We start from the raw sequence: 20,804 nt of genomic DNA, 5'->3' as shown, positions 1-20,804 counted from the left end.
ATCGTCATTCGGGTGAAACGGGTTATTAGGCGTGAGCCCGCAACAGTTCCTTGGAAATAATATGGCGCTGAATTTCCGAGGTACCTTCCCAGATCCGCTCGATTCGCGCATTCCGCCACAACCGTTCCACCACCGTTTCATTCATTAAGCCCATGCCGCCGTAGATCTGTACGGCCTCATCGGTTACCCGCCCCAGCATTTCACTGGCAAACAGTTTGGCCATGCCGGCATCGCCATCGGTCATGGTGCCCTGGTCCATCTTCCAGGCGGCGTGCAAGGTCATCAGCTCAGCCGCGTGAATCTCCGTCACCATGTCGGCCAGCTTGAAGGAGACGCCCTGATTGGCACCGATCGCCTTGCCGAATTGCTTTCTGTCAGCGGCCCATTGCGTTGCCAGCGCCTGCGCACGCTGTGCCTGCCCAACGCAGTGCGCCGCCACCATGACCCGCCCAGCCGTCAGCCAAGCATTGGCGACATCCCAGCCCTTGCCTACTTCGCCCAGCACCTTGGATGCATGCACCAGGCAATCATCAAAAAACATTTCATACTGGTGATAACCCCGGTTGCTGACACAGATGGGGCCACGTCGCACGGTAAAGCCCGGCGTGCCTTTATCCACCAGGAACGCGGTGACCTGGTTGCGCGGGCGTCCTGACGAGTTATCAGTACCCGTCACCGCGAACACAATGGCAAAGTCAGCCTCACCGGCGTGGCTGATGAAGTGTTTCCCGCCATTGATCACGAAACTGTCGCCGTCCTGACGCGCCCGAGTGGTGATGCCTGCGGCATCCGAACCAGCGCCCGGCTCAGTGAGTGCAAAGCAGTCTGTCTTTTCGCCACGCACACAAGGCATCAGATAATCGTTAATCTGCTCATCTCGGCAGGCCATCAGGATATTGCTCGGTCGGGCGACAAACACCTGCAGTGCCCAGGACACCTTGGCCAACTCCCGCTCGATCAGCGCTTGGGAGACGTGATCAATGCCAAGCCCGCCCACCGATTCCGGCATATTAAACGCATAGAGACCAGCCTCTAGAGCCTTCTGTTTGATGGTTTCAGCAAGCTCCGGACTCACCTCGCCGCTGGCTTCAACGGCATCTTCATGGGGCAGCAGTTCTTTTTCGACAAACGCGGCGGTGGTCCGCACCAGCATGTCTTGCTCTTCAGTCAACTGAAAATTCATGGTCTTCTCCCAATCAGAAATTTGTTATTGTCCGGTCCACTCAGGGGCGCGGCCTTCAAGAAATGCTTTGGCACCCTCTTGGGCATCCTCGCTTTCTAGCATTTCCATAAACGCTGGCCACGCTTTCGAGCGAAGGGCGGCGTAGCTTTCTGCGAAGGTCAAACCTTCTGTTTTTTCAGTGGCTTCTTTAATCGCCGCCAAAGAAAGAGGCGCAGCCTTGATCAATTCATGAGCCAACTCCCGGGCAGCAGCCATAGCACCGCCCTTAGGCACCACCTTGTTCACCAAACCAAGATCCAATAGTTCCTGCGCAGACAATCGCTGTGCAGTCATCAGAATGGCAAACGCCTTTTGCCGTGGAAGTATTTTTGGCAGCAAAAAGCTTGCTACGTCTGGGGCGACGCCCAGTTGCGCCTCAGGCAACCAGAACTGCGCGCTCTCATCCGCTACTACGAAGTCCGACCGCAGCAACATTTCAAAACCTGCTCCAATCGCATAACCATTAATCGCACAAATAACTGGCTTGTTAAGATTTGGCAGCTCGATAAAACCACCGAATCCCCCTTCGCCAAAGTCGCCGATGAACTCTTCGCCGTCGGCGACCGAACTCAAATCCCAGCCGCCGCAGAAAAACTTCTCCCCGGCGCCGGTAAGAATGGCCACCCGGAGCGACGGATCATCACGGAATTCCGCGAACAGCTTGCCCATTTCACGGCTCAGCTCTGCGCTGACAGCATTGCCTTTGGGTTTATCCAGAGTAATTTCAAAGATTTCACCATTGCGGACAGCGTGGAGATATTCAGACATATATCTTTTCCTTTTTGTTATGTGCAAACATGGTTGGTTATTCAGTAACAACATCCACAGCCGAAGCCAGGTGAGCAGCTTGAGTGGTTTGGTGATGCCCGGGAACAAACCGGATCAGCGCATCAGCAGCCACCACCCCCTGCCCTTCCGGCAAGACCATCAATGGGTTAACGTCGAGTTCAATCAGAGATTCAACATGGTCCTCAGCAAATACCGCGACGGCCATAACAGCATCTATCACAGCCTCTAGGTCGGCCTCCGATCGCCCACGGAAACCGGTCAACAAGCTGGCCGCCTGCAATGAACGTAGTGCCTTCTCCACCTCTGTGCGGTTGGTCGGCAATAACAATGGCCTGCTATCCTTAAGCAGCTCAACCAGAATGCCGCCAGCACCGACCACCAGGTGCAAACCGAACTGTTCATCCCGACTCACACCAACAATGAGTTCTGCGACGCTCCCGGACACCATTCGTTCAATCAGCACGGTACGACCCATGGTCAACATGTGCTCTACAGCGTCTGCCACGTCAGCGGGCTGTGTCAGGTTCAAGCGGACACCGCCAACATCGGTTTTATGGGCGATGCCCAGAGCTTTGACGACCACTGGATAGCCAAGCTCTTGAGCTGCGGCAATACCGTCTTCGACTTTCGACACCACTCGGGATTGAGGCACGCTCAAGCCATATGCAGACAGCACTTCTTTGGCGCGCGCTTCATCAATAAGGTGTTCACCAACCAGCTCAACCTGTGTACCTGAAAGTATCAATTGCGTTGGCTCCTTCCGCGCCCAAAGCTGGCCTATACGAGCTGCTGCAGCAACCGCGGGGACAGCTGCCTGAACGCCACAAAGCGGCACTATTCCCCGATCAATCATTCGCAGAGCCAGTGCTTCCGGTAGGTTGTCCGACATAGTCGACATCACTGCAGTGGGGTATTTCAGGTTTTGAGCCGCTTCAATAATGGCTTGCTCCGCACTCTCCCAATCCGACGCGTCGCAGCGATCCTCTCTGGGGAGATCCAGCATGCTGATGGTCAAGTCGAAGCCTTCATTCATAAAAGTTTCGTAGGTGCGCAACAACCCGTCCCGGTTACCCCAATCAAACAGCTGGTAGTCCAATGGATTAGCGATCGCCATGCGCTCATGCACAACACGCTTCAGAGCCAGAACGCCGCTGTCTGAGATCGGTGGTAAGGTCAATGGTGTCTCGCTGATCGCATCAGCCATTATTGACATATCCCCTCCGGAAGTGCTCATCGCGCCAATGCGCACACCTCCAAGGGGTCCATGAACATGCAGTAACTTCAGGGTTTCAACCAGGGTTTCGAGGGAGTTAACCCGCGCAACTCCGGCGCGTTCAAATAACGCGTCGATCAATGAATCAGAACCACTCAGGGCAGCGGTGTGGGACATCACCACCTGACTGGCAATTTCCGAGTGGCCGGATTTCAGCGCGACAATAGGCTTACCGTATTGGCGCGCAATATCAGCGGCCCGCTGAAACGCCCGTGGATCGGAAATCCCTTCGACATACAAGCCAATCGCCGACACTTCATCTTGTTCTGCAAAGGTGCTTATTGCATCGTGAAGGTCGAACTTAAGACGGTTGCCCAAAGACACCAGGTAGGACACTGGCAGTCCCCGACGCTGCATAGTGAGGTTAAAGGCAATATTGCTGGACATAGTGATGAAGGCAACACCGCGCTCTACCCGGCGTCCACCCTGCTGATCCGGCCACATCATCGCGCCCTGAATGTAGTTCAGGAAGCCATAGCAATTCGGCCCCATCAACGGCATGTTGCCGGCGGCCCGCAACAGACTCTGCTCAAGCGCTTTACCCTGCTCCCCGGCTTCAGAGAACCCGGTGGCGTAGCACACGGCACCGCCTGAGTCCCGGGCCGCCAGTTCACCGACAATCTGAATACTCAAGTCACGGTTCACCGCTATATACGCAGCATCCGGGCTACCGGGCAACTCAGCCACTGAGCGATAGGCTTTACGCCCTAGAATTTCCTCGTGCTTAGGATGAACCGGCCAGATTTCTCCGGTGAAGCCGACAGCCTCGCATTGCTCAATTACTTTTTTGGCTTCTCGTCCACCAAACACAGCAATGGATTTAGGTCGCAGGAATCGTGCTGATAACATGGGTAAGGTCACTCCGGCTTTGGACTCTTGTTTTTGCTTTATTTCGCCTTTTTGCCAGTAGAGCCCTTTGGAACAACGTCCGTAAGGGTCTAACCAGCACAAGCCCTAGTGTTACTTACTAACCCTTATGCCCAATTCCCAAAAAACGACAGATGATGGCGACAACGCGCCGTTTTTTCATGATCCAGCCCTACACTGTTGGAACCACCCGTCATGGGCTTTGATGATGGTGCTTTTGCTAGGGAGGGGGGGATTAAAACGAAAGGCTGCCAGAGCGGCAGCCTTTGGAGTGTTTACGTTAAGGTTTCTATCTAACTAGCCTGCGCTGGCCATTGCCCGGCGGCCAAGAATGCCATCCAACCAATCCGGATCCATTTCCGGCTCTGACGAAAGCAATAAATCTGTGTACTCCTGATGGGGCGGCGTAAAGATAGCTTCCCGGCTACCGTTATCGACCACCCTGCCCTGCTGCATAACCACAATTTGATCAGCAATGGCCCGCACAGTAGCTACATCGTGAGTAATAAACAGGTAAGACACGCCGAATTTCTCCTGTATCCGGGTTAGCAACTTCAGTATGCCTTCCGCAACCAGTTGATCCAGCGCCGAGGTTACCTCATCGCAAATGATGAAATCCGGCTCGGCGGCAAGCGCCCTGGCAATACAGATGCGCTGTTTTTGCCCACCCGACAGCTCTGATGGGCGCCGGTCTATGTACCTATCGGGTTCCAACTCAACAAGCGCCAGCAGTTCTTTTACCTTCCTGCGCACAACCGCATCCTTGTGGCCATGGTAAAACTTCATCGGCCGACCGATGATGTCCCCGATGGTCTGGCGGGGGTTGATCGCCGTGTCAGGAATCTGATAAATCATCTGTACCTTGCGCAGCATCTCCCTGGGGCGCTTGCGATAATCCCCTGGCAGCTCTTCACCGTTGTAAAGTACGGAGCCCGTACTTGGTGTCAGCAAACCGCTGATCACTCGGGCCGTCGTGCTCTTACCACTGCCCGATTCGCCAATAACTGCCACCGTTTGCCCCTTGTAGACGTTGAACGATACGTCCTCAAGGATCTGCTTGGCACCATAGCCGGCTGAGACATTGCGCACCTCTACCAGCGGCACTTCAGTTTCAGGCTGTGCTTTCTGGTTTGTGCTGAACAACCGCACGGCCCAAAGCGATTGAGTATATGCTTCCTCAGGCGCAGCCAGCATTTTTCGAGTTTCGGCTTCTTCCACCAGCTTGCCGTGGCGCAGTACCATGATGCGGTCAGCCATTTGTGCAACTACGGCCAGATCATGGGAAATATAAAGCGCAGCGGTACCGAATTTTTCCACAACTGCACGAATGGAGGCCAACACCTCAATCTGGGTCGTTACATCCAGCGCCGTCGTCGGCTCGTCAAATACGATGATATCCGGACGACAGGCCATGGCCATTGCTGTCATCGCCCGCTGCAGTTGCCCACCAGAAACCTGATGCGGGTAGCGTTCACCTATATGTTCAGGATCGGGCATATTCAAGCTGCGATACAGCTCAATGGCCTCGGCTCGAGCCTTCGCCTTATCGCTGACCCCATGCTGTAGCGCCGCCTCCACGTGCTGGTCAATCAGCCGATGAGATGGGTTAAAAGACGCTGCAGCGCTCTGTGCCACGTAAGCGATACGCACACCCCGCAACTTACGCAGTTCTTCCTCGCTGCAACGAGCCAGATCTTTATCATCGAAGAGAATCTCTCCGCCGGTGATTTTGCAGCCATCCTTGCAATACCCCATGGCTGCCAGGCCAAGGGTGGATTTCCCGGCACCAGACTCTCCAATCAACCCAAGAATTTCACCCCGATGTAATGTCAGATCTATACCTTTGACAATCTCGTGCCACTCATCATCACAGTGGCCGGCGATCCGGAGGTCACGAATTTCAAGCAGAACGTCTTTATTGTCGTTATTCGTCTTCGTATTCATGCATATCACCCTTTCAGTCCGCTCGATTTGTGCAACATCCAGTCCACAACGAAGTTCACGCCTACGGTCAATATGGCAACCGCTGCGGCTGGCAACAATGGAGAGATATCACCAAAGGTAATCAGAATAGCGTTATCTCGCACCATGCTTCCCCAGTCGGCCGTAGGTGGTTTAATACCCAAACCTAGGAATGACAACGCACTGATGAACAGGAACACAAAACAGAACCGTAACCCGAACTCGGCAATCAACGGCGCAATAGTGTTAGGGAGTACTTCACGCGTGATCAGCCACCACATCCCCTCACCGCGCAACCTGGCAGCTTCGACAAAGTCTAGGGTAACCACCCCCATCGCCACCGACCTTGCTAACCGAAACACTCTGGTGGCATCAAGCAATGCGATCACCAGTATCAGCGACGTTACAGTGGTCCCCACCACGCTCAGAATTAATAGCGCGAAGATTAGCTGAGGGATGGCCATCAACACATCCACGATCCGCGACAACCCTTGATCAACCCAGCCACCCTTAACCGCAGCCACCAGTCCTGCAAGCCCGCCAATCAAAAAAGCCAATGCAGTAGTGACAAATGCTATACCTACAGTATTGCGTGCGCCATAAAGTAGCCGGCTATACATATCACGTCCTAGATTATCCGTACCTAGCCAATGCTCGCCATTCCAAGGCGCAAAGCCTTCGCCGACCACTTCGGTTTCACCATAAGGCGCCAACGTGGGCGCAAAAACCGCAACAAAGATATAAAGGACAATGACCGCCAAACCGAACTGCGCGCTCAATGGTGCCTGCCAAACATGTTTCGCTATTGTTTTCATGACTAGCTCCTCGGATGCATTAGGCGTGGATCGGTGGCAATAGCGAGCACGTCGGCCGAGGTATTCAATGCAATGTAGGTCACCGCAAAGATCAAGCTACAAGCCTGCACCACCGGAATATCTCGCTTGGCCACCGAATCGACCAGCAACTGCCCCAGCCCGGGATAGACAAACACCACTTCAACAACCACCACACCCACCACTAAGTACGCTAAGTTCAGGGCGACAACGGTAATGATTGGCGCTAGGGCATTGGGCAGGGCGTGGTAATAAATAATGCGGGACTTTTTGATCCCTTTAAGCCGTGCCATTTCAATGTAGGGACTAGACAACAAATTAATCAGTGCGGCGCGGGTCATCCGCATCATCTGGGCAATAACAACCAGGCTCAGAGTAATAACGGGTAGCATTGAGCGCTCCAGAACCGTCAGCCACGAATCCTCTGGTGTGATATTAGCTATACTGGGCAACCAGCCTAGCTGTACTGAAAACACCAGAATTAGGATATAAGCTACAAAAAACTCCGGGAACGATACCGTGCTTAGGGCAGTGGTATTGAGCATACGGTCAAACCAGGAGTTGCGGTATAACGCGGCAAGCATTCCTAACAAGACTGCCACGGGTACCGAGATCAGTGCAGCTAGTCCAGCGAGGCGCAAGGTATTGCCTAACCTCGTGGACACCAACTCACCAATCTCCCGACCGTTAGCGAGCGAGACACCGAAGTCCCCTTGCAAGATGCCCCCCATCCAACCAATAAACCGCTGCAACGGCGGCTGATCCAGCCCCAGCTGAGCTCGGAAGGCCGCGACAGTGTCAGCAGTGGCTGACTGACCCAACATGGCCTCAGCCAAATCCCCTGGCAACATTTCGACCGCCAAAAAGATAATGACCGAGACCGCAAATAATGACAGCAGACCTAATGCGACCCGCTGGGACAACAACCTAATAATGCTAAGCATGTTCTAACTCCTGTGCGCAGCGAGGGACTGGTAGAGGCTGAGCCTAAGGCTCAGGCCTGCCACCAGCGTTCGATCACGCGCAAACCATCCAGTTCACCAAAAGGTGCTGTAGTGCCACCGTGGGTGACTCGGGTCGATCTCGCTGCTACTGAGCTGGCAAAGACTGGTATGATCGAACCACCATCATCGCTGCACAACTGCTGCATGTCGTTATACATTTCCTGCCTTAAACCCTCATCTAGCTCACCTCGCGCCTGCGTCAGCAGTTGGTTAAAGCGCTCATTCGCCCAGAACGTTTCGTTCCAGGCTGCAGACTTGGCGTAGCCGAGGCTGAACATGCGATCAGCGGTCAGGCTGCTGTAGAAAAAAGAGGTGGTCAAAGGCTGACGCATCCATACGCTGGACCAGTATCCATCTGACGGTTCACGTGCCACGTCAATATCAATACCGGCACTGCGGGCGTGCTCTTTGAACATTACCGACGCATCAACTGCCCCGGTATAGGCAGCTTCTGACGCGTGGAGTTTGATCTTGAAGCTATCCAGGCCGGCTTTGCGCAGATAGAAACGACCTTTATCAGGATCGTAAGGCCGTTGAGCCAGATCTTGATTGAAGAAACGGCTGTTAGGCTGTATCGGATGATCATTACCCACCGAACCATAGCCGCGTAAAATCTTATCCAGAATAGCTTGACGGTCAATCGAGTGCTTCATCGCCAGGCGCACATTGTTGTCTTTAAACTCAGCACTGTTACACAGCATTGGGAATGTAAAGTGCTGCGCACCCTTGGTCTCTTCAATCACCAGCTTCGGATTGCGCTTCAACAGCGCAACCGTTTTCACGTCAACCTTATTGATAACATCAACTTCGCCGGTGACCAGCGCATTTACCCGTGCTGCACCGTCCGTGATACCTAACAATTCAGCATGATCGAAATGCGCACGCCCGGGCTTCCAATAGTTCGGATTGCGATCCAGCATCATCCGCACACCGGGCTCAAAATTCTTTATGGTGTATCCGCCAGTGCCGACACCCGCCTGCCAGTCGAGCGCTTCACCTTTCGCAGGCATGATGGCCAGGTGGTAGTCCGCCATAATGTATGCAAAGTCGGCGTTGCCCGCCTTAAGCTCAATCACCACAGTACTGGGGTCTGGTGAGCTTACGGTCTGCACTTCGCTGAGTACGGTTTTTGCCGCAGACGTGGAGTCAGCTCGCAAATGATGGTTGATGGAAGCAAGTACATCTGCAGCAGTCAGGGATTTACCGTTGTGGAATTCCACACCAGAACGAAGCTTAAATGTCCATACCCGGGCATCGGATGAATAGCTCCAGGATTCTGCTAACTCGGGAATGGCGCTGCCATCAACATCGATTTCGACCAGCGTGTTGTAAACAGCTGAGAAACCGACAAAGGTAAAGGTGTCACTCCAACTGCCGGGATCTAAGGAGTCTGTGGTATTGCCACCCGCCAGCCCGAGCCTCAGTGTGCCACCCTTCTTTGGTTGCCCAGCTGCAGCCCAACTGGTTGAGGGCAAACCCATTGCAAGTCCGGCACTGACAACACCTGCCGCTGCTCCCAGTTTTAGGAAGTTGCGACGAGTAAACGGCTGTCCGTTTTTATCCACTAGGTTGTTGTTTTTAACGTTCATAGAGCACCTCAATTATTATTTGAATTATCAATTGGAAATCTCGACTACAACCCTGGCTTGACGCCCCGGGTTATATGTTTGACTTCAAGAAACTCATCCAACCCCCAGGGACCGAGCTCTCTGCCGATCCCACTCTTTTTAAATCCACCCCAGGAGGTTTCAACAAACAATTCTTGGTGGCCATTAACAAATATATGCCCCGCTTCGAGTGCCTCAGATACCCTCTGAATGCGAGCCTCATCGCTAGTCACTAGACTCGCAATCAGGCCATAGCAACTGTCATTGGCCAATTCCACTGCTTCGGTTTCACTTTCAAATGTCCTTATGGCCAGTACTGGTCCGAAAATCTCATCGCGCCAAAGGGAACTGTTCAGAGGTACATCAGTGAAGACTGTGGGCTGCACGAAGTAACCTCGCTCAAGTCCAGGAACTGGTTCACCGCCGGCGGCCAACGTTGCACCACTGCGCTTTCCTTCTGCAATCGCAGTCAACACCTTGTCGTACTGCTGCCGACTGGTGAGCGCGCCCATGGTCACTTCGGCATTGAACGGGTCGCCCACCCGAATATCAGCAACGGCTGTAAGCAATGCTTTCATCAGCTTGGGATAAATACTCTGCTGAACTAGCAAGCGCGAGGTCGCGGAACACATCTGACCGGCATTGGCGAAGATACCGCCGCAAATCCATTCCACGGCATCATCAATATCGGCGTCGTCAAAAACGAGAATCGGGGATTTTCCGCCAAGCTCCAGGCTCACGCCTTTCACACTTTGTGCGGCGGTCTCCATGATTTTCGTTCCAGTAGGGGTACTTCCTGTGAACGATAATTTGTCGATACCAGGGTGAGCGCAAAGGGGCGCCCCCACATCCGGACCTGTTCCCGTAACTATGTTTAGCACACCGGCAGGCAAACCAATTTCTTGCGCGATCGCGCCCAATTCCAGCTCTATTAATGGGGTAATTTCGGACGGCTTAAGCACCGCTGTGCACCCCGCTGCTAATGCGGGTGCCAGCTTCCAGCTGGCAGTCATCAGGGGATAGTTCCAAGGTACAATTAACCCCACAACGCCTGCCGGTTCGAACCGGGTATGCGACTTAAATGCCGAACTCGGTAATGTCACTGGCTGGTTCTGGCGTAGGTCTAACTGTTCGGCTAAATCGGCATAATAATTAAAGCAGGCGCTGACGGCATCCATATCATATTCAGACTCGACCAAAGTCTTGCCATTATTCCGTGACTGCAACCCCGCCAGTCTCGACTTGCGTTGCTGCACCGCCGATGCAAACTCACGCAAATATTTACCACGCTGTGTTCCAGTGAGACGGCGCCACTCTGGCAAAGCCTTTCGGGCAGCCGCCACCGCCAACTCAACATCCTCTTCTGTTGCAGCGGCCACTTCGGAAATAACGTCTTCGGTGGCAGGGTTAATTACGTCCAAAGTGCCTTGTCTGGCAGGTTCAACCCATTCACCACGTATAAATAACTGCGTTAGATATTGCACTCAATCACCCTCATTTATTGTTATCGGTGCGTATGATGCTTGCTCATTCATCAGGCGTTCGTGGCATTAGTCGAAAATTTTCCCCGGGTTCAATCGGTTTTGCGGGTCCAGCGTGGCTTTGATTTGACGCATTAATGCCAGCTCTGCCGGCTGCCGGCTGATGGCTAGATAGGCCTTCTTCTCCAGCCCAACGCCATGTTCCGCCGAGATCGCGCCACCGTATTCTTTTAACCCTTCGTAAATCAGATGCTCGATGGCTTCCCGGTCAACCGGTGTGTGTAGCCCGACAGTCAGGTGCAGATTACCGTCGGCCAGATGACCGAAGACCAGCAAAGTCGCGTCGCTCGCAAGTTGTGCTAGCCCGCCTTGCACCTTGCTGACATAGGAATCCATATCCGCGATCGACAGGCTGACGTCAAAGCCAATCGTTATTTCAAAAAAACGCTCTTCTGGCTCGGAAATTTCCCGGATGGCCCACAGTGACGCCCGCTCCCCTGCCGACTGGGCAATCACCGCATCTTCCAACAAGGCATTCTCAAATGCGTGCTCAAGAGCTAACTCAAAGCGCTGGCGCAACTCATCCGCTTGATTTCCCTGGCATTCGACCAGCACATAAAAGGGGTAGCTCGCTGCAAATGGGGATTCCAGCTTAGAATGCTCTCCGGTATTGAGAGCAAAGAAGTCGCCCCACATCACTTCAAAAGCACTGAGGCTGCCACTCAACGCTCGGTCAAGATGCTTCAGCAGTTGGGTAACTTGGCTATACGAATGCAAGGCGATCAGCGCCGTGGTCTCTGCGGTTTGATGCTCCTCTAAGCGCAGCACTGCCCGGGTTACGACACCTAGAGTTCCTTCACTACCTATAAACAATTGCTTAAGGTCATATCCGGTGTTGTTTTTCAGATACCCGTTCATAGAAGAGACTACAGTTCCATCTGCTAACACCGCCTCCAGACCCAAAACCCGCTCGCGCATCATGCCGTAGCGCAGCACTCCAAAGCCGCCTGCGTTAGTAGCAATCATGCCTCCAATGGTGCAACTGCCCCGAGCACCTAGATCAACCGGGAGCATCAGCTGATGTTCACTCACCTTTGCCTGAACGGTTTGCAAAATGGTACCTGCCTGCACCACGACGGTGCGGCTCACTTCATCCACTTGTTCAATGGTGTTCATGCGTTCCAGTGAGAGCATTATTTGGTCAGGCTCACAGGCTGTGCCTTCTACCAGACCGGTATTACCCCCAAGCGGTACCACTGTGATTCCATGCTCATGGCACTGGCGCATGCAGGCTGAAACCTCGGCAACTGAAGCTGGACGCACAATAGCGGCAGCCTGCATCGGCTGATGGTTCCAGTAAGTGCTGGGCCGGCTACGAACATCGTCACCAGTAAGCACACCTTTCTCCCCGACGATTGCTCTAATCTGTTCGATAAACTCCATCATGCTGATTCTCCAACGTGGCTCACCAGCCGACTCACACAATAGCCTCATGCACTTCAACGAACGTCACACCACCAAACTCCATTGCAACTGCTAGCATTCCGGGCAACTCCGCTAGCGTCTTCGGCCGACTAACCTGACAGCCAAAACCCTCAGCGATTTTGAGATAGTCAGGATTGCTTGGAGAGACTCCAATAGGAGGGATATCGAGGGCAACCATATCGTCACGAATTTGGCCTAGGCTGTCGTTATTCCACACCAGTACAATTAACGGGCTGTCCAACTCTTCAACAGCTGTCGCTAGCTCCTGCAAGGTGTAGAGAAAACCACCGTCGCCAGCCAGAACTACCCCTACACGCGTGGGCTCCGCTATTTTCGCCCCAATTGCTGCAGGCAGTGCATAGCCAAGAGTTCCAAAGCCCACCGGGTGTAGCCAAGTCCTTGAATGCTCTACTGGATAGTAATGGTTGCCTGTATAGGCAATCTGCGTCATGTCAGTAACAATGAAGGCATCTTCCGGTAGCTCTTGGCGAAGCACGTCTAACACTTGTGTATGCTTGCGTGTCAGTACGTCATAGCTCGCAATAACTTCAGCACGCAATTCACTGAGCCGGGAGATAACCTGGTGGCGTTTCGAACTTGCCTCGCCGGTGCCAATCTCGCCCAACAACTGTTGTGTAAAAGACGACGCATCCGCCAAGATTGCTTGCGCGGCAGGATGACGGTCGTGCATTTTGCGAGGGTCAAGATCAACGCGAATCAACTGGCCGCGAAGATCGAGCTTATCCCGCCACAAATCTGTAGACGCTAACTCGGTTCCGATAGCCAGCACCACATCTGCGTTCTCAACAAACTGCCACCCCTGCTCCAGACAGAGCACAGAACCACCATTCAACGGGTGTGATTGCGAGAGCAATCCTTTAGCGGCAACTGTACTAAAAACTGCCGCACCTAGTTGATCCGCTAGACGTTCAATATCAGTGCCACAACCCAAGGCACCGCCACCAACAACAATCACAGGCTGCTGCGCCCCCTGCAGCTTTTGTGCAGCAGATACTACGTCTTCACGATTAGCCCCAGGGCGTCTCGCTACAACGGCTGAAGGCTGGGTCCAGTCACGCTGAACCGGTGCCGACAATACATCCATTGGAATTTCGATATGAACAGGGCGTGGCCGCTCACTCTTAAAAACACTGAAAGCACGGGCAATCAAATGAGGAATATCTTCGCTCGAATAAGCGGTAGCACTGAAGGCGGTCAACGGAGCAGTAATTGCCCGCTGATCTTGAGTTTCATGCAGCTCACCCCAACCCTGACCCAGCGTTTCAACCGGGTTCACACTGCTAATCACCAGCATAGGTACAGAGTCGGCGTACGCTTGGCCAATAGCTGTGGAGGCGTTAGTTAGACCAGGCCCGCTGATAACAAAACAGACACCGGGTTTGCCAGTCATGCGAGCATACCCATCAGCCATAAATCCAGCGCCCTGTTCATGACGGGACAGCACATGACGAATCGATCTGCCGGGTAGCCCACGATAAAGCTCTAGAGTATGTACGCCAGGCACACCAAATACAGTGTCAACACCTTGGTTTTCAAGAAGTTTTACCAACGCTTCGCCAGCGCTCAATAGGCGTGTTTCAGACATGAAATCCTCACGAATCATTATTGTTGTTTGGTGTCGTTAACGCACCGATGCAATCATCTTGGCAGTGCCAAGCAGTTTGCGATTAACATTAATCGTCAAAAAGTGCTCTATTTCCGCCATTCATCGTTTAGCGTTGAATCAATAACGACGACTATTGATTAGGTCTTCGAGGGGGCTGAACTCTGTAGGAAAATACTCTCTAGAGCGGATTCTATGCACAGAACACAAAAGTGAATAGCAGTTGAGACCTTTGTGCAATTAGCGTTTGCCCGATGCTTTTAGATCAAAGAGGAGAATAATAGGGTTGTCATGAGTCCTATGCATCGTAAACGTCCGGTAAACTCATCTTGAGCCTACCGGACGCTTACCTGTGTTCAGCTAGCTACCTAGGTTATGTGCTCGAAACGATCGACCGCGCTGCTGCTCAGGCAGGCGAAAAAATGCCCTCCAGAGAGCGCTTGCCGTCTCTGCGAGCGGAAAGTCTGCGAAAACCAGTCGGTAGCGACCAGATAGAAAGTCGACACATCCGCCCGCCTTGGCAAAGAGCGCAGCGAGCTAGATAACCCGTCGCAAACACACGCAAGGCGCGAAATGTCGTCCCTGGGGCCGGAAAATGGCCATTGTCCGCCCCATGTTCTCGCCACCATTCCTTCCCGCTCTTGTAGTGGTCAACTCACCCAATGTGATATTGGGCCGGCTTAAATCCTACAGCGCGGATCAGCGCCGGCAGCGCAAAAGACGTAAGGGCAAACGCTCTAGCGGAACGCTGGTATCTCGGATCCTTCCCCTGTACGCCATGTGAGTTCAAGACTCCCCACGTTTCGATCGCTAGGCTACCCTCGGCAAGACAAACCGGGGCATATTGGGCTGATGCCAAAAAGTAATATGTCTTTGAGGTCTATCGCTTCAGAGCAGCTTATCAAAAGGCCACGCTTTTATTAGCTGTGCAATGGGTACATCCTCCTGCAGTGACAATCAGAGTAGCCGCCAACTTCATTGTTAGTATCGGAAATACAAATGTGCTTATTGCGTCAAAACTCGACCAGGCATTACTGTCCTCATTTAGCAACCCGAAAAAACGGCTAATACCGCGGCACACAAGGTACTTTTCATTAGGCATAAAAAAAGATCAGATTTAGCACGCAATAGTCTTTTTTGTTTTTATTTCATTACTTTTTTCCTCTTCAGCATAGGTGAAAGAGCTTCAGACCTGAACCCCATACTTACACAAATCGAGGAACTTCCAAGCGCTGGCGAATACACTAAGGGTCAATTGCGACTGAACTAGCCACTGCCTTTTTATCCCGTTAATCGGTGCCCCCCCCTTAATGTGCATAAAAAAGTCACTTTCACGTCATCTACTGCTGAAAACCTTAGATAACCTATAGGAAAGAAACCACAGAAGGACTAATGATGTCATTACTAATACCAGTAAATACGGGGTTCTGTAACAAACACCTACAAGACTTTGAAGCTATCGAGCTTCTCGATGCGCTGCAGTGGGCTGCAATGACGAGAATCCTGCGCGTTCATAGGGAAATGGCCGAACTGGCCAATGAGGCTGAACAAGTCCGCTCGTACCTCATGAGCACCGGAAAAAAGAACAATTTTGGTCTAAGTAGCACCCTTGCACTGCGCCTAATTACTCGGGACAAATCGTTACCCTCACTGTACTGGTACGAAACCAAAAATCATGGGCGGCCAGGAGCTAGATATCCGAAGTGGGAAAGGCTGAGAATTCGAAGTCGACAAAAATTCAGTTACTCAGAATCTGCTTTATGGAGAGCCTCCGCTAGCGAAGACGAATTTAAGGTTTGTTGGGGGATAGAGCAGCGTGCGGAAAAGTTACGTATACAGTGCAGGGAAATAAGAGACACTCTCGACATTCTTGAAAAAGCAGGATTAAACATGAAAAAAATCGGACTTATTAACGTTAACTCCTCAAGCTCATTCAACAGACATACATTTTTAAAATTTCTTTATGAAAAAACAAAAAAGGCGGCTAAAGCTAACAGAAAATAGTTGATATTATTAATCACTGCGACGAATCGCACCGGGTATTCAAGAAACTATTAGGGAGGGTCTGATTAACGCCTGATTTATCGCGGAATCGCTTTTCATCTCGAAAAAAGCGATTCAAAGTCGATTTGGGCGTAATCCCCCCCCTCTGTTTGTTCGTTTTTTGCCCGTTTTCCGCCATTTCGGCGAAATTCGGGCGCACTGGCCCTACGCCAGTAAATATTTTTCACCGATCAGTAAGTTGGTGAATGCGGCCAGCAAATGCAGCCGGGCACTATTTTTGGCCAAGCCGCGATAGCGAACTTTGCTGTAGCCAAAAACCTGTTTGATGTACCGGAACGGGTGTTCCACTTTGGCCCGGGCGCTGGCTTTGAGCTTCTCGGCTTTCAGTTTACGGGCGTCCCGTTTCTTCCGACAGCCGGGGCGTTTGGCAATGAACCACGATAGATTTTGGCGATCTTTATATGCTCACCCGCTTTTGAATGCCAAGATAGCCGGCATCACCGAACACGCGCTGCTCGTCTCCATGAAGAAGGTTGCCGGCGAGCACAATGTCGTGGACGTTGGCGGCCGTCGTGTCGATGCTGTGGATCAGTCCGAGCGTGTCATCAACGCCAATGTGCATCTTCATGCCGAAATAATGCTGGCATCCACAATGCTGCCTTCACGCAGCATCGAACCATCTTTCTCCAAGTGCTTGTTCACCTCTTAGCAAAACGTCTTGCCAAGGCCATGGCGTTCCAGGAAATGACGGAACTTAAGAATGGTAGTTTCGTCCGACAGGCGGTCCAGCTTCAGGCCAGCGAAGTGCCGCATGGACTCGATCTCATACAATGCATCTTCCATGGCAGGATGGCTTAGGTTATAGAACTGCTGCATGCAGTGGACTCGCAGCATGGTCGGCAGCGGATACGGTGGCCGGCCAGTCTGACCCTTAGGATAGTATCGGGCTACCTTCTTCTCCAACTGCTTCCACGGAATCAGCTTGTCCATCCGTTCCAGAAAGATCTCGCGGCGGGTCTTACTCTTCTTGGTCTGGTACTCGGCTTCGGAGAAGGTGATTTAATCCATGGGGACAACGAATCCTATGCGGTTGACGATGGCCGTATTGTCGCTGATTAAGGAGATTTATCCAGAGTCTCCTTAATAATATTAATAACCTATATGAATCGCACCGGGTTTTGTAGAGACCATTTCGTTTAAGTCAGGCCGCTATGGCCTGACCGGTTTGGTGCTGATAGAAGTTCGCCTCGGCTTCTGCCGGCGGGGCAGCCACTAGAAATCCAGATGTTATTCCTCAGCCGCGGAGTAATATTCACCACCTCTAAAATAATGACGAAAATCAAGTAGGTCATGATAGGCGTCATAAATATGCATATACGGTATAGTTTGTCTTGATATTGATACTGCATACTCAAATAAAACATCTATTGAATCATTTGCAGTTACCCCTTGTTCTTCTGGATCCTCCATAAATATTTCATAAGGTTCGCTTGGCTCACTGAATTGTGGAATAAACAAATTAGATCCAATAAAATGAATGTCTTCAATTGCAAGCTGGGCTTTTTCACTAAACTTCGCCTTTGTTTCCGCCCCCTTGTATTCGTATCCCCGTTTAGCAACAACAAGATATGGCACTATAGCCCTTTTTAATTCTTTAAGCTCATTATCATCGAAATAACGCCCTAGAGATAACTTTATAATATGTCCATTCCATTCCATTTCAGACCGACTATTCATATCACGTTCTTCAACCAGAAATGGATCTGAGAAAGAGTCTTTCAGTAAAGTTTCAAAAATATAGATTTTAATCGCTATTTCTGAATTTCTAGGTGCAACGTAGGTTTTTCTACCCTCATCGTCTTTATATATCTGGATCTCACGATTCAATTTCACAATAACGCCTCACTGTAACATTATTTACGTTGGTATATTTGACGCAAACCATTAGCACAACCAAAAAAATCGACTCATATGTTCCCACCATTAATATTACTGGTTGCTGAAAGCGCCTGAGTCTCTATAAAGATTACAGCAGTCCATAGGGCTACTTATGACGTCAAATTGACTTTTTTTATCACTAACTCGTCATTTACTATGGCCGCCCCCCGAAATACAGCGGTAATCAGAAGTAGAATTTTCCGTAAGCTACACGCAGGGAGATTCTGCGGAAAATTCACGGTTTTCCGACTGCCTAACCTTGTTGATCCTGAAGCAATCTGAAAATGGCGCACCCATTCCAGAGCTTTGCCGTCAAGACGGCATTAGCAGTGCGAGCTTTTTAAATGGCGCTCAAAGTTCGGTGGCATGGATAGGCGCCTTGTGCGCGAAATGCGCAGCCGCTGTCTGTACCGGAAGCCAAAAATCACAGTTGGTTGATGGGTTTAATGCACGACCAGCTGAGTGATGAACGTAATTATCGGCTCCTGCATGTGATCGACGACTATAACCGAGAGATTGAGGTCGACTTCTCGCTGTTTACGTAACTCTGGGGCGTAGGAAGCCCAGAGGAAGTGCAAAATAAAACCACTAACTGACTATGGTTGCCTGAATTCTACTTTTGCACTCCACTAACAAACTGCTTTTCTATTCGAGTTCATTACACCATATATTTTGATTACTCGTCGCAAGCGACGTCTATGTGCGCACAATAAGCCAGAACTCAATTAATCGAGAGCATTTTAGACACAATTAACTCATAGTTGTTCGTTCGTCGCACTTAACTAGTCGCATGCGACATGCAAATGTATTTTTAAAAAAAACACTTGCCATGACCGATAAACGACTTTAGTATTTAAGGTGATGTCAGCAACTTAAAGATGCTAATGCGCTAGCTGGGCGCATTTAGTATTTAGTTAGCTGATCGTACGAAGCGCTCAAACAGCAATCACAAAAGAAAAATCCCTCCCACCAAGTTTTCTTGGCAGGGCATACCGCAAACCACCTAGGAGCATCAACTCCCAGGCACTCATCAATATAAATCCCTAGAATCGAGTGAAAAATTGAACTCGAAACTACCGGCGATTTTTTTAAAAAACAAAATCCTTAACAGAGACGCTTTTTTGTTATAAACACAAAACTGCCATTTATCAAACACTTACTGGATCTGAATTAGTAGGCCTTTCCTACGAAATCCTACTAAAAGTCAGTTCCTCCAGTAAAAAGGGATACATTTCTCGGTCAGTGAAATGCTTGCAAGGAAAAAAATCCTCGCAGGGGCGCCGGAGCTCTCATGGTCAATGAACCATGCCAGCATTGCCTCACCCCGGCCAAGCGCTACGAAATCCCCAACGATTAAATTCGATATCTGACGGCTATGCCGGCCGTAGCTGAAGACGGTCTTCAACCAACACTCAACATACATAGTTTTAACGGGGTGCCGGCATATTACATTTTCTATATTTTCCTTAGTCGAGACACATTTATGAATAAACAAAAGCAGTCTCTAGTTGCCGCTGCAAGATGCGCACTAAAAGCACGAGTCGCTGAAAAAACACTTTCGTATTCGTCATACGGAACACTGATTGATCGTTGGCGCATTTTCGTGGATTTTTTAATTGAACGATCATACCCGCTCAAGCAAAAATCTATCACTCGGGAGATGGTTATTGAGTTCGGCAAACACCTAACTCAGAACAAACCAGCTTATGCGCAAAACCTAGTATCCGCAGTTAATACTACGATGAAAACGCTTCGGCAGGGCGATTGGAGCTCGGTGAGCCCTACGCGAGACTGTGAAATTTCGCGCAGGTGTAACATTAGAATGGTTGCCCCGTCAGGTCTCAACGAAGAGCAATTTGAGGAATCCCTGGAACAGCTCAACAGGGTTGGTTTAGTACGAGGTGCAGTAATTGTTCGTGCGGCAAGGTCCATGGGTCTAAGAGAGAAAGAGGCTTGCTTGCTAAATTACCAACAAGCACTGAAGCAAACAGAATCGGGCATATCTATCGATTTACACGTTGGGACAAAAGGAGGCAGGCCTCGCAGCATCACAATAACCAATCCAGATGAGCAAATAGCAATTCTACAGGCAGGCGCTGCTCTTCAAGGCGATCATTTTTCATTAATACCCAAGGATCTAAGCTGGAAAAACTTCTTAGATAACGAAATCCATAAAACGATATCTAACCTGAAAAAATTCAGCATAGCATCGATTAGAGACCTTAGAGCCGTCTACGCATGTAATAGATATGAAACCATTACTGGGGAACCAGCGCCGGTTCTTGGTGGGTTCGCCTCCAAAGAGCTTGATAATAAAGCGCGTAAAATCATATCTAAGGAGCTGGGTCATGCGCGCTTAAATATCACTAACTCCTATATAGGAAAGCATAGAAATGTCAAATAAATTTAATAGTCTAGACGCCCTCTATCTTCGGCTTTCCAATTACCAAAAAAAAGGCGGAAAGTCTGGTCGAGCAGAGGAAGTTCGAAAAGTAAAACTATTCATTAAATATTGCGGTTGTCCACCTGCTCAAATAGGCAAAAGACATGTCAAAACTTTCTTTAATGAAAAAAATTATAGTCCCTCTTATACAAGAGACTACTACTACGCCCTAGGCTTTCTCTGGGAACAACTGGGGCGTTCCTCCAAGCCACCAAAGCCTCCAATTATTAAAGACCTCTATAAAAATAAAGGAGAATAAAGTCATTATATAT

General features: G+C 50.8%; 14 protein-coding genes and 2 pseudogenes. 4 read left to right on the top strand and 12 right to left on the bottom strand.

The annotated features are described in order from the left end of the window. Positions 1-25: 25 nt before the first annotated feature. The 10 genes from FFI61_RS03525 to FFI61_RS03480 form a co-directional block, all read right to left on the bottom strand. Positions 26-1,183: an acyl-CoA dehydrogenase family protein gene (locus tag FFI61_RS03525; RefSeq protein ID WP_200369297.1), complete on the bottom strand. Its 1,158-nt coding sequence runs from the start codon at positions 1,181-1,183 to the stop codon at positions 26-28. Positions 1,184-1,207: 24 nt separating this feature from the next. Continuing rightward, complete coding sequence (locus FFI61_RS03520; protein ID WP_200369296.1) at positions 1,208-1,990, bottom strand: enoyl-CoA hydratase-related protein; 783 nt, start codon at positions 1,988-1,990, stop codon at positions 1,208-1,210. Positions 1,991-2,027: 37 nt separating this feature from the next. Beyond that, positions 2,028-4,133: an acetate--CoA ligase family protein gene (locus FFI61_RS03515; protein WP_200369295.1), complete on the bottom strand. Its 2,106-nt coding sequence runs from the start codon at positions 4,131-4,133 to the stop codon at positions 2,028-2,030. A gap of 315 nt (positions 4,134-4,448) precedes the next feature. Further along, positions 4,449-6,095 (bottom strand): ABC transporter ATP-binding protein, encoded by a 1,647-nt coding sequence (locus tag FFI61_RS03510; RefSeq protein ID WP_200369294.1) that lies wholly within the window; start codon positions 6,093-6,095, stop codon positions 4,449-4,451. A 5-nt stretch (positions 6,096-6,100) separates the two neighbouring features. After that, the gene (locus FFI61_RS03505) at positions 6,101-6,928 is read right to left on the bottom strand and encodes an ABC transporter permease (protein ID WP_200369293.1); all 828 of its coding nucleotides are present in this window, start codon (positions 6,926-6,928) and stop codon (positions 6,101-6,103) included. A gap of 2 nt (positions 6,929-6,930) precedes the next feature. Then, positions 6,931-7,890: an ABC transporter permease gene (locus FFI61_RS03500; protein WP_200369292.1), complete on the bottom strand. Its 960-nt coding sequence runs from the start codon at positions 7,888-7,890 to the stop codon at positions 6,931-6,933. 50 nt (positions 7,891-7,940) lie between these two features. Then, entirely contained in the window at positions 7,941-9,539 is a 1,599-nt protein-coding gene (locus tag FFI61_RS03495; protein WP_200369291.1) for an ABC transporter substrate-binding protein, read from the bottom strand. 44 nt (positions 9,540-9,583) lie between these two features. Further along, the gene (locus FFI61_RS03490; protein ID WP_200369290.1) at positions 9,584-11,041 is read right to left on the bottom strand and encodes an aldehyde dehydrogenase family protein; all 1,458 of its coding nucleotides are present in this window, start codon (positions 11,039-11,041) and stop codon (positions 9,584-9,586) included. Positions 11,042-11,107: 66 nt separating this feature from the next. Next, positions 11,108-12,484 carry an FAD-binding oxidoreductase gene (locus FFI61_RS03485; protein ID WP_200369289.1) on the bottom strand — a complete coding sequence of 459 codons (1,377 nt, stop codon included), beginning with the start codon at positions 12,482-12,484 and terminating at the stop codon, positions 11,108-11,110. Positions 12,485-12,515: 31 nt separating this feature from the next. After that, positions 12,516-14,129: a 5-guanidino-2-oxopentanoate decarboxylase gene (locus tag FFI61_RS03480; protein WP_200369288.1), complete on the bottom strand. Its 1,614-nt coding sequence runs from the start codon at positions 14,127-14,129 to the stop codon at positions 12,516-12,518. 1,410 nt (positions 14,130-15,539) lie between these two features. On the opposite strand from FFI61_RS03480, the gene FFI61_RS03475 reads away from it, so the two are divergent. After that, positions 15,540-16,151 (top strand): hypothetical protein, encoded by a 612-nt coding sequence (locus tag FFI61_RS03475; protein WP_200369287.1) that lies wholly within the window; start codon positions 15,540-15,542, stop codon positions 16,149-16,151. Between the two features lie 204 nt (positions 16,152-16,355). On the opposite strand, the pseudogene FFI61_RS03470 reads toward FFI61_RS03475, so the two are convergent. Together FFI61_RS03470 and FFI61_RS03465 are read right to left on the bottom strand one after the other, a co-directional pair. Then, positions 16,356-17,210, bottom strand: a pseudogene (locus FFI61_RS03470) (IS5 family transposase). 228 nt (positions 17,211-17,438) lie between these two features. Continuing rightward, positions 17,439-18,044 carry a hypothetical protein gene (locus FFI61_RS03465; RefSeq protein WP_200369286.1) on the bottom strand — a complete coding sequence of 202 codons (606 nt, stop codon included), beginning with the start codon at positions 18,042-18,044 and terminating at the stop codon, positions 17,439-17,441. A 304-nt stretch (positions 18,045-18,348) separates the two neighbouring features. Here FFI61_RS03465 and FFI61_RS17725 point away from each other — a divergent pair. The 3 genes and pseudogenes from FFI61_RS17725 to FFI61_RS03455 form a co-directional block, all read left to right on the top strand. Continuing rightward, a pseudogene (locus tag FFI61_RS17725) lies at positions 18,349-18,485 on the top strand (transposase); the annotation flags it as partial. Between the two features lie 1,087 nt (positions 18,486-19,572). After that, complete coding sequence (locus tag FFI61_RS03460) at positions 19,573-20,493, top strand: integrase domain-containing protein (protein ID WP_200369285.1); 921 nt, start codon at positions 19,573-19,575, stop codon at positions 20,491-20,493. After that, complete coding sequence (locus FFI61_RS03455) at positions 20,483-20,791, top strand: hypothetical protein (RefSeq protein WP_200369284.1); 309 nt, start codon at positions 20,483-20,485, stop codon at positions 20,789-20,791. Before FFI61_RS03460 ends, FFI61_RS03455 begins: the two co-directional genes overlap by 11 nt. Positions 20,792-20,804 lie beyond the last annotated feature (13 nt).

This window comes from Marinobacter sp. DY40_1A1 (assembly GCF_016597815.1).
GTDB classification, from domain to species: Bacteria; Pseudomonadota; Gammaproteobacteria; order Pseudomonadales; family Oleiphilaceae; genus Marinobacter; species Marinobacter xiaoshiensis.
The sequence above is the reverse complement of the archived record's forward strand: the minus strand, read 5'-3'. Positions and strand labels throughout refer to the sequence as shown.

Bases quoted from the DNA above. Each gene is read 5' to 3' on its own strand.
- FFI61_RS03455 (WP_200369284.1), top strand. From the start codon at position 20,483: ATGTCAAATAAATTTAATAGTCTAGACGCCCTCTATCTTCGGCTTTCC.
- FFI61_RS03480 (WP_200369288.1), bottom strand. From the start codon at position 14,129: ATGTCTGAAACACGCCTATTGAGCGCTGGCGAAGCGTTGGTAAAACTT.
- FFI61_RS03525 (WP_200369297.1), bottom strand. From the start codon at position 1,183: ATGAATTTTCAGTTGACTGAAGAGCAAGACATGCTGGTGCGGACCACC.
- FFI61_RS03475 (WP_200369287.1), top strand. From the start codon at position 15,540: ATGATGTCATTACTAATACCAGTAAATACGGGGTTCTGTAACAAACAC.
- FFI61_RS03520 (WP_200369296.1), bottom strand. From the start codon at position 1,990: ATGTCTGAATATCTCCACGCTGTCCGCAATGGTGAAATCTTTGAAATT.
- FFI61_RS03495 (WP_200369291.1), bottom strand. From the start codon at position 9,539: ATGAACGTTAAAAACAACAACCTAGTGGATAAAAACGGACAGCCGTTT.
- FFI61_RS03460 (WP_200369285.1), top strand. From the start codon at position 19,573: ATGAATAAACAAAAGCAGTCTCTAGTTGCCGCTGCAAGATGCGCACTA.
- FFI61_RS03505 (WP_200369293.1), bottom strand. From the start codon at position 6,928: ATGAAAACAATAGCGAAACATGTTTGGCAGGCACCATTGAGCGCGCAG.
- FFI61_RS03515 (WP_200369295.1), bottom strand. From the start codon at position 4,133: ATGTTATCAGCACGATTCCTGCGACCTAAATCCATTGCTGTGTTTGGT.
- FFI61_RS03500 (WP_200369292.1), bottom strand. From the start codon at position 7,890: ATGCTTAGCATTATTAGGTTGTTGTCCCAGCGGGTCGCATTAGGTCTG.
- FFI61_RS03510 (WP_200369294.1), bottom strand. From the start codon at position 6,095: ATGAATACGAAGACGAATAACGACAATAAAGACGTTCTGCTTGAAATT.
- FFI61_RS03485 (WP_200369289.1), bottom strand. From the start codon at position 12,484: ATGATGGAGTTTATCGAACAGATTAGAGCAATCGTCGGGGAGAAAGGT.